The following is a 9,357-nucleotide window of genomic DNA, read 5'->3' on the forward strand; positions in this document are numbered from 1 at the left end:
TTGTCCAGCAGGTTAGCTTTTAAATCACGAAGTAAATTGCGCATGGAAAGCATGGCTTTCAGCTGAGGTATTTGCCGAGAGACCTGCTCCGGAGTGAAGTCGTTGATGCAGCGGAAGGTCAGGCTGATGTTGTCTTCGCTGCCGTCATCAGCAAGCGTATTTTTAACCGTCAGACTGACTTGCGGGGAATATTCAGAAAGCACAGCGTCAAAGTTATTTTTGTTCAGATTCACTTTTTTGCGCTCAGACAGTGGTGCCGATTGCCGGCCATGACTGAAGTCGCCCGCCACCAGTAATTTCAGAGGAAGTTCAGTTTTCTTACCTGCGCCCCCCGTATGCAGATCAAGCCTGAGATTAATACGTGCCTTTGGCACTTCGTTCTGGAAACTGTCAGCCATTTCATCACCCCTCGCTTTATCGCTGTGCACACTTTCAGACTGAAGTAATTTACACCCGATAGCAGAATAATGATCTAACCAAGATCAAATATACAGATCTTTAATTCGCACAAAGTTAATAACTAAGAATTTTACACCAGATATTAATGACAGATTACGCTGATACACCAGAAAGCCGAACTACTGGAAATGCAGTAAGCAAATATTTATATCGAAATAGTTAAAATGGACGGTTAGTTATTAAACAATTAATCTTCAGTTGATTAAAATCAATACACTGAGGATAAACATATCAATCCATTATGAAATAATGGCTTCAGGACGGAAGGTAATAACAGAAAGGGCTCAGATTCCCCGGAGGCTATGCCCGGGTTAAGGGTGAGAAACATGGTGAAAGGCATTAACTGGGTGTCAGGGGCATCAGCCGATTATGTCCTGACAGAGAACAATTGATCAGCTGCCACTAATTCTGATGCTTCTGCAATCGTACTCATAAAAACGGCCATTAATAAGCAGAATGATGCGGAATGTTTACAATCGAATATTTTTCACAAAGGGGAACACATATGGCGTTCAGATCACCTGAACTGGTCGATGAACCCACTGACATCACTGCCCGGGAAGGCCGGATGCAAGGGGATACAATATCCGGCGGTAACCCGCCCTGCGGGTTCTTATGCCGGTCACAGGGTAATGGCATAGCAGAAAACACACATACGAAAAAGGCCATGCTAATCAATAGCATGGCCTCAAATAGTGGCGGAACGGACGGGACTCGAACCCGCGACCCCCTGCGTGACAGGCAGGTATTCTAACCAACTGAACTACCGCTCCGCTTCATTCCCCGTCGGGAACGAGGCGAATATTAATAGGGCAGCCTGATTACGTCAATGGTTTTTCTACAGCAATCAATGTGTTTGCCGTTTTTTTGGCCTTGAAGGCGATTTATCCGCCAGAAATGATGTTTATACTCGCCATAAACAACTTCCGCCTTTCTTTAATACCAGATCAAGCCGGGACTCATGAGCAGCAATTTCACCGGCATCAGCCCGGATAACCCGTAAACCACCATCAGCCTGTACCTCACGGTGGGTAATCCCCCCGGTATTATTCTTCGACGAGTCTGTATCCGAAGAAAATGTCAGAGATGTCTGACCACCGGTCATGGCCAGATAAACATCCGACAGGATTTCGGCATCAAGCAATGCGCCGTGCAAGGTTCGTTTTGTGTTATCAATATCGAACCGTGAACATAAAGCATCAAGACTGTTCCGCTTACCGGGGAACATCTTACGTGCCATCAACAGGCTATCGGTTATCTGGCAAAAAGTTTCTGTTTTTTCCAGCCCGCGGTTGAGTTTAGCAAACTCATAATCCATAAAGCCGATATCAAACGATGCATTGTGGATAATCAGTTCTGCACCACGGATGTAATCCAGAAACTCATCAGCAACCTGAGAAAAAGCCGGCTTATCCAGCAGAAACTCATCGGAAATACCATGTACCCCGAATGCTTCAGGATCCACCAGCCGGTCAGGTTTCAGGTACACATGGAAGTTGTTGCCGGTCAAACGGCGGTTAATCACTTCCACTGCACCTATTTCAATGATGCGATGCCCTTCATAATGCACCCCGATCATATTCATACCGGTGGTTTCTGTATCAAGGACGATTTGGCGGTTTTTTACTGTGCTCATAGGGGCCGTTTATGTCAGACTTGGATTTTTCACAACAGGAAGTCTACCAGAGATGCGCAAACAGGTAGAAATTTTCACCGATGGTTCTTGCCTGGGTAATCCCGGGCCCGGCGGTTATGGTGCAATTTTACGCTACGGAAAACACGAAAAAGAGTTCAGTAAAGGCTATCGGCTGACGACAAATAACAGGATGGAATTAATGGCGGCAATTGTTGCCCTGGAAGCATTAACCGAAGCCTGTAACGTCACAATAAGTACCGATAGCCAGTATGTTCGTCAGGGCATTACCCAGTGGATTGTTAACTGGAAAAAACGCGGCTGGAAAACAGCAGACAAAAAGCCGGTGAAAAATGTTGACCTCTGGCAGCGTCTCGATCAGGCATTACAAAATCACAAAATTGACTGGCAGTGGGTCAAAGGACATTCCGGCCATCCTGAAAACGAACGCTGTGATGAGCTGGCCCGCCAGGCGGCAAATGTCGCTGACCAGGAAGACAGCGGTTATTCGCCAGTATCATGATTTTTATTTTCAGATAACTGACGGGTGACATTAACGGCTGCACGGATCCCCGGGGCGCGGGCAACAGACTGATTTTTATTCAATATCAGCGGATAGGTCCGCTTGCGCGCGACAACGATATTGACTGCCCCGATCGCAGGCAGGTGGGTACTGATAATATTACCTCCCTGCGGTTTCCAGGGGATAACCTGGAAGCCACTGCGGAAAATTATTTCGTAATTAAGAATACTCAGCCAGTCAATCAGCCGCCCCTTACTGAACATACGTCCATTCCACGGAATACGGTGACGAAGCCCGGGAACCAGTTTTCCCAGTCCTATCAGGCTGTAAGGGTTAAAGCCGCTAAGAATGATCCAGCCATCATCCGCCAGAACCCTGTCAGTTTCGCGTAATACCTGATGCGGATCCTGACTCCAGCTCAGCGTATGAGCCAGTAAACAGGCATCCACTGATTTGCTGAGGAAAGGTAAGCGGGTATCTTCAGCAATAACCCCTCCGCCCTCACCTGACAGACTGACATTGACCTGATGGCTGATAGCACAACTGCTGGTATCAATTTTGCCACTCAGAGTGCCGATTTTAAGCAGGTGTGTACCATACAATTTCCCGAAGTATGGCTGCAGATGATATGTCAGTGCATCATGAAAATAACTGCCCCAGGGCATATCCTGCCATTCTTCAGGCGCAATAAGAGTTTGACGTGTTTTCGCAGGCTTCATATTTTACCATCACTAAAACATTCAGGATTATGAGAGGCGCGTATGAATCTTCCCCGTTTAAATCTTACCAGTGTTCCGGCCCTCAGAGATAATTACATCTGGATGCTGAACACTCCGGCAGGGCAATGCATTATTGTGGATCCCGGAGAGGCACAGCCGGTACTGGACACTATAACAGCAAATCAGTGGCAGCCAGTGGCTATCTTACTCACCCATCATCACAGTGATCATGTCGATGGTGTCGCCGGATTACTCGGCAAGTGGCCACAGCTGGCGGTCTACGGTCCTCAGGAAACTCAGGCTAAGGGTGCCAGCCATATTGTCAAAGGCGGGAGTTCAGTCACATTACTGGGCTATGAGTTTACTGTCTTCGATACTCCCGGCCATACCCTGGGGCATGTCTCTTATTACACTCAGCCTTATCTGTTTTGTGGTGATACGCTATTTTCAGGAGGCTGCGGGCGGCTTTTTGAAGGAACGCCACAACAAATGTACCATTCATTTCAGACCATTAATCAGTTACCTGCAGATACCCTGGTCTGCTGCGCCCACGAATATACATTATCGAATCTTGCCTTTGCACTGGAAGTGTTACCACAAAACCAGCAGATTCGCTCTTATTACCATGATATTAAGCAGTTACGTGATAAAAACTGCATTAGCTTACCTTCGACGCTGGCGAAAGAACGCGAGATTAATGTTTTTCTTAAAACCCATGATATTGATTTACAAAGGAATATATTGCCTGACATAAGTTTACCTGAAGAATGGCAGGTATTTTCTGCCCTGCGCCTGAAGAAGGATAACTTTTAACTTTTTTTATTGTGTTGTGCCATCACGTCACGTATGATTGTTCGTCTTTTAATCTACTATCAACGATGACACACATAATGAAGGCTAAAGCGATATTCTTCGCCTCGGTCTTGCTGATGGGATGTCAGGCATCAGGGAAAGATGCTGATATACCTGTTCAGCATGCACAGAGTCTGTCTTCGGCTGGTCAGGGAGAAAATGGTAAGTACGGAGAGCGGATGTTGTCACCGCGATGGCAGGATGATGGAACGACTATCGCACAGGACAACAACCTCTGGGTTACCATTAGTGACGAGTTGAAGATGGGGATTCCGGATAATAACCGGATCCGTGAGCAAAAAAATAAATACCTGAAAAATAAGAGCTATCTCCACGATGTAACATTACGGGCTGAACCGTATATGTACTGGATTGTCGGACAAATACAGCAACGTAAAATGCCGATGGAACTGGTACTGCTACCCATAGTGGAGAGCGCTTTTGATCCGCATGCAACTTCTGCAGCTAACGCCGCAGGCCTTTGGCAGATTGTTGCGAGTACGGGTCGGAATTATGGACTGAAACAAAACCAATGGTATGACGGACGGAGAGACGTAGTCGCTTCTACCCGTGTGGCCCTGGATATGTTGCAACGCCTTAATAAAATGTTTAACGGTGACTGGCTGTTAACTATTGCTGCTTATAACAGTGGTGAGGGGACAGTGATGAAAGCGATTAAACAAAACAGGGCGAAGGGTAAACCGACGGATTTCTGGCACCTGTCGTTGCCAAAAGAAACAACGGTTTATATCCCTAAAATGCTGGCATTAAGTGAAATTCTGAAGAACAATCAGCGCTATGGTGTACGATTACCTGCGCCGAATGAAAGTCGTGCTCTGGCTCGGGTGGAGGTTGGTCAGCAAATAAAACTGACCCAGGCTGCTGAGATGGCTGGCATTTCCGTATCGCGGCTCAAAAGCTATAATGCCGGATATAAAAAGGGGGCTACTGCGCCACAAGGTCCTCAGTACATTATGGTACCGAAGTCTCATGTTGAACGTCTGGAAATGTCTCTGGCGTCCACCGAGATTAAGGCAATTCAGCCAGAATTAATGGCGGATAATAGTACTGTCAGCAGATCACAAAGTTACAGAGTTCGCCGCGGTGATACGCTGTCCACGGTTGCAGCAAAAACCGGGATCAGTATGAGCACACTGAAATCACTGAATAACCTGCGTACCGCCAGTCTGAAAGCGGGCCAGACTCTGAAACTGGGCACCGCGACGGCAAAAACCACTCAGCTGGCTGATAATGGAAACAGCATCACCTACAATGTTCGTAAGGGTGATTCTCTTTCCAGCATCGCCGCAAGACACGGTGTGAATATCAAAGATGTTATGCGCTGGAATGCGCTGCTATCTGATGAGCAATCCCTGAGACCGGGCGATAAACTGACACTCTTTGTGAATAATAGCTAAAGATACCACTGAAAAAGGCTGACCGCGGTCAGCCTTTTTTGTACCCATGACCCGTCGTATTAAAATGAGAACTCGGCCTGCAAAGGGTTATGATCGGAAGCCGTCGTTTCCAGTACTGATGCCTGACTGAGTGTCATATTACGGTAGAAGATAAAATCCAGTGGGCGTCCGAACGCTTTACGCCGGCAGTCTTGAGTAAACATCACTTCCCGCAGTTTAAGCTGACGCATAAACTGATAAAGAACACGAATCCTTTGCCGGCTCCAGGCATTAAAATCTCCGGCCATTAATACCGGTCCGTTATGATGTTGTATCTGCTCGCCAATCACAGCCAGTTGCTTACGGTAGATATCAATGCCCAGGCTAAAATTCACCGCATGAATATTGACCACCATCAGCATCCGGCCATCAGGCAGAGGGTAAGCAGTAACTAATGCCGACTTCGCCAGACGGAGAAGCGGTTCACGCTCCCGCAGCGGACAACAGTAGACAGCGTGTGCCGACGCCAGGGTCATAACTCCGGAAGGATGCTGGGGTAATACCAGGGCCGGAACCTGATCGGCAGCAAGATAATGGCTGGTTGCAAACTGAATCAGTTCCGGGGTGGTTTGTGCTTCCTGTAATAACACCAGATGAGAATGTGCCCCGAAATTTTTCAGGACTGTCTGCCATTCTGCTCGTTGCTGTTTGAAAATATTCCACACCACAACTTTGAGCTTCGGCCCGGTAGTCAGAGGTACACCAGCAGGCATCGCCTGGCCAAGATGCAATAAGGCGGCCGGAGGAAATGTTCTTTCCACCGGCTGGCCTGCAACATATCTCATGGCATAGGTTTTTTTCTGCACTTTAGTGTCTGCTCTCTTCACCGCGGAAAACGTCTCTCTCTGTTATAGGGACTTTATGCCCTGGTTTCAATCAGCAGGTACTGATCCCGACGTGCCGGCACACATAATATCCGCTTTTCCCGCCCCCTGATAAAACACTTTGGCCCTGCCTGTGACTTTTATCTGCCCGGAGAACATTATCGGCGTGCATGTTACCGCAGTCCTTACCACTGATCATTATCAGGTTAAGTATCGGTGGTATATCAACGGCAGGGCTTATTTCCCCGCTATTTTTATCGCGCTGATTATTAACTTTTCAGAGTAAATCAGGTTATTAAACAGGTTACTCGGGTACCTCCGGAAGGTTGCGAGTTTACTCACTAATTCGTGTATCCACCATAGACGGGTAAGATCAATCATCTGCATATATATGTAAGGAAATATCATACATTGTGATTCGTGGAACAACTATTATTACACCTAAGGATGAGGCGCATAATGAGGAAATAATGCCACTTTATCTGTACCGGCACCAGCCAGGAAGACACGGGTAATAATATAATTAACCTGCCAGACGGACTACACAGGCTTTGATACACAAGGGCACGCCCCGGACTACCCCTCCGGAAAATTAATAACGAAATAGCCTCTCCTGCAAAAAAAATAAATATTCATCAGCTAGTAAAAATAATGTCCATCGGGATGAAAACCCAGAGAACTCAATCATAAAAAATAAAATAACACACAAGAAAAACAATACAGAATAACAGCCTCACCTCCTGATAAAAATCACGAAAAAAACACCATAAATCATGGCTAAAAATATAAATATTTCATAACTAAAAACAGCTGTTATATAGAAATATCACCCTCAGAAATTCCAGTTATATATTTCAATCAAAGAGTGAATTATAGAGATATCCTCTGAATATCATCAAAAACTGTGATATCAATCATAAAAAAATGACATCATGGACATCAGCTGTTATAGCTTTATCTATTGATTTTTAATTTCTATATGTTTTTTGAGTATGAGGAGACTATCAAACCACGCTATATAAGATACTTCCCCCCTGCCTGGCAGGCCTTAAATTACTCTTCGCAAGGATAATTCGCACACCACACTAACAACAAAAAAGGTAATTATGACTCAATCTAACCCTCAGATAAAAAACACCTCCCCGGAGACTTCACAGACCGACAATAATACAGGTAATCAGGACGACAGCAGCAACAGTTATTTTCTCAGTGCAGATGCATTTCTGTTAACCGCCACAGGTATCGCTGCTATTGCCGGTTTTCTCTATGGGTATGATACCGGTATTATTTCTGGTGCCCTGCTGCAAATTACTCATGATTTTTCACTTTCAGCCCATGCTCAGGAACTGGTTACCAGTGCCATTCTGGTAGGTGCGGTAATAGGTGCTCTGGTATGTGGAAAAATTTCGGCAGCGATTGGCCGCCGTTATACGGTAATGGCTGTGGCCGCAATATTTGCTATCGGGGTTCTGGCATCAGGCTGGTCAGATTCAGCTATCACCCTGGCACTGGCACGTATTGTGCTCGGCTTTGCCGTTGGCGGGGCTTCGCAGATTGTACCGGTATACATTGCTGAGCTGGCTCCGCCCCATAAACGTGGTCGTCTGGTGACCTTTTTCAATATTTCCATTGGCGTCGGAATACTGACTGCCGGGCTGGTCGGTGCATTCCTGCAGGATATATGGACATGGCGCACAATGTTTTCTGTTGCGGCCATACCGGCACTGATCCTGATGTTAGGTATGTTACCGCTTCCGGAAAGCCCGCGCTGGCTGGTCGGTCAGAAACGAACTAAAGATGCACGTATTGCACTTAATATGGTCCGTGAGACTGACCGGGAAGTCCGTCATGAGCTAAGAAATATTCAAAAAGTACACGATAAAGTAGAACGGAAATCGATTACCGGGTGGAGAGATTTAAAACAGCCCTGGTTACGACCGGCTCTGTTTGCCGGACTAGGCGTTGCGGCATTTACTCAATTATCAGGTATTGAGATGATGATTTACTATACGCCGACGTTTTTAACCGATGCCGGGTTCAGCCGCAGTGCAGCATTACATTCGGCATTAGGTGTGGCTGTGATTTATCTGGTGCTGACTATCTTCGGAAAACTGGTGGTTGATCATATTGGACGCAGAACTCTGACTCTGTGGATGATGCCTGGTGCGATCATTAGTTTATTATTACTGGGGACAGTATTTGTTATGAATAGCCATGGAGGTCAACATCGCTGGCTGGTCGTTAGCTGCCTGTTTGCCTTTATGGTATTTAATTCCGGCGGTATTCAGGTTATTGGCTGGCTGATTGGTTCAGAAGTGTATCCCATGGGGATCAGGGAAAAAGCGACCAGTTTACATGCAGCTGTACTGTGGGGCTCTAACTTGCTGCTGACAGCCACGGCATTATCTCTGGTAAATATTCTCGGGATTGGCGGAGCGATGTGGTTTTATGCACTGCTTAACTTTCTGGGATTTTTATTTATTTACTTTTTTGTACCGGAAACCAGGGGTCGTTCACTGGAAGATATAGAAATATCACTGAAAGAAGGACGTTTTTATCCTAAAAAGAAACAGGTCAGCAATATAGCCGAAGGCTCTTCTGCCCGCTCCTGATCCTGTCATTATGCCTGTAAAAAGTCTCCCGCCTGAGCGGGGGACTTTTTGTTATTCCCCGACACAGATAATCACAGAAATTCAGGGTAATATTAGCGTGTACGCCAGAGATATAAGTAAGGAATTTCAGGCAAAAAAAAACCACACAATATATTGTGTGGTTTCTTTAAAGCATATTAATATCATATGCACTTTTATTAAGTGGCGGAACGGACGGGACTCGAACCCGCGACCCCCTGCGTGACAGGCAGGTATTCTAACCAACTGAACTACCGCTC

The 9,357-nt window shown here is 46.2% G+C and carries 8 protein-coding genes and 1 tRNA gene; 4 read left to right on the plus strand and 5 right to left on the minus strand.

The window, feature by feature from the left end:
• The 3 genes from tssB to dnaQ form a co-directional block, all read right to left on the minus strand.
• Positions 1 to 398: type VI secretion system contractile sheath small subunit (gene tssB / locus JK198_RS16560; protein ID WP_212715369.1), on the minus strand; the 398-nt coding region annotated here is incomplete at its 3' end.
• A 757-nt stretch (positions 399 to 1,155) separates the two neighbouring features.
• Positions 1,156 to 1,232, minus strand: a tRNA-Asp gene (locus JK198_RS16565).
• A gap of 131 nt (positions 1,233 to 1,363) precedes the next feature.
• Entirely contained in the window at positions 1,364 to 2,095 is a 732-nt protein-coding gene (gene dnaQ, locus JK198_RS16570) for a DNA polymerase III subunit epsilon (protein WP_212711046.1), read from the minus strand.
• On the opposite strand from dnaQ, the gene rnhA reads away from it, so the two are divergent.
• Positions 2,049 to 2,615: a ribonuclease HI gene (rnhA, locus tag JK198_RS16575; protein ID WP_212708909.1), complete on the plus strand. Its 567-nt coding sequence runs from the start codon at positions 2,049 to 2,051 to the stop codon at positions 2,613 to 2,615. The two genes, dnaQ and rnhA, sit on opposite strands and share 47 nt — an antisense overlap.
• On the opposite strand, the gene JK198_RS16580 is transcribed toward rnhA, so the two are convergent.
• Positions 2,597 to 3,334, minus strand: a complete 738-nt coding sequence (locus tag JK198_RS16580; protein WP_212711045.1) for a methyltransferase domain-containing protein — start codon at positions 3,332 to 3,334, stop codon at positions 2,597 to 2,599. The two genes, rnhA and JK198_RS16580, sit on opposite strands and share 19 nt — an antisense overlap.
• 42 nt (positions 3,335 to 3,376) lie before the next feature.
• On the opposite strand from JK198_RS16580, the gene gloB reads away from it, so the two are divergent.
• On the plus strand, positions 3,377 to 4,147 hold the full coding sequence (gloB, locus tag JK198_RS16585; protein ID WP_212708911.1) for a hydroxyacylglutathione hydrolase: 771 nt from the start codon (positions 3,377 to 3,379) through the stop codon (positions 4,145 to 4,147).
• Between the two features lie 77 nt (positions 4,148 to 4,224).
• Positions 4,225 to 5,604 (plus strand): murein transglycosylase D, encoded by a 1,380-nt coding sequence (gene mltD, locus JK198_RS16590; protein WP_212708912.1) that lies wholly within the window; start codon positions 4,225 to 4,227, stop codon positions 5,602 to 5,604.
• 59 nt (positions 5,605 to 5,663) lie between these two features.
• Here mltD and JK198_RS16595 read toward each other — a convergent pair whose 3' ends face one another.
• A complete protein-coding gene (locus JK198_RS16595; protein WP_212708915.1) occupies positions 5,664 to 6,449 on the minus strand; it encodes an endonuclease/exonuclease/phosphatase family protein in 786 nt (261 codons plus the stop codon).
• A 1,070-nt stretch (positions 6,450 to 7,519) separates the two neighbouring features.
• On the opposite strand from JK198_RS16595, the gene JK198_RS16600 reads away from it, so the two are divergent.
• Positions 7,520 to 9,079: a sugar porter family MFS transporter gene (locus JK198_RS16600; protein ID WP_343876833.1), complete on the plus strand. Its 1,560-nt coding sequence runs from the start codon at positions 7,520 to 7,522 to the stop codon at positions 9,077 to 9,079.
• Positions 9,080 to 9,357 lie beyond the last annotated feature (278 nt).

The organism is Tatumella sp. JGM91 (assembly GCF_018257575.1).
In the GTDB taxonomy this organism is placed as follows: Bacteria; Pseudomonadota; Gammaproteobacteria; order Enterobacterales; family Enterobacteriaceae; genus Tatumella; species Tatumella punctata.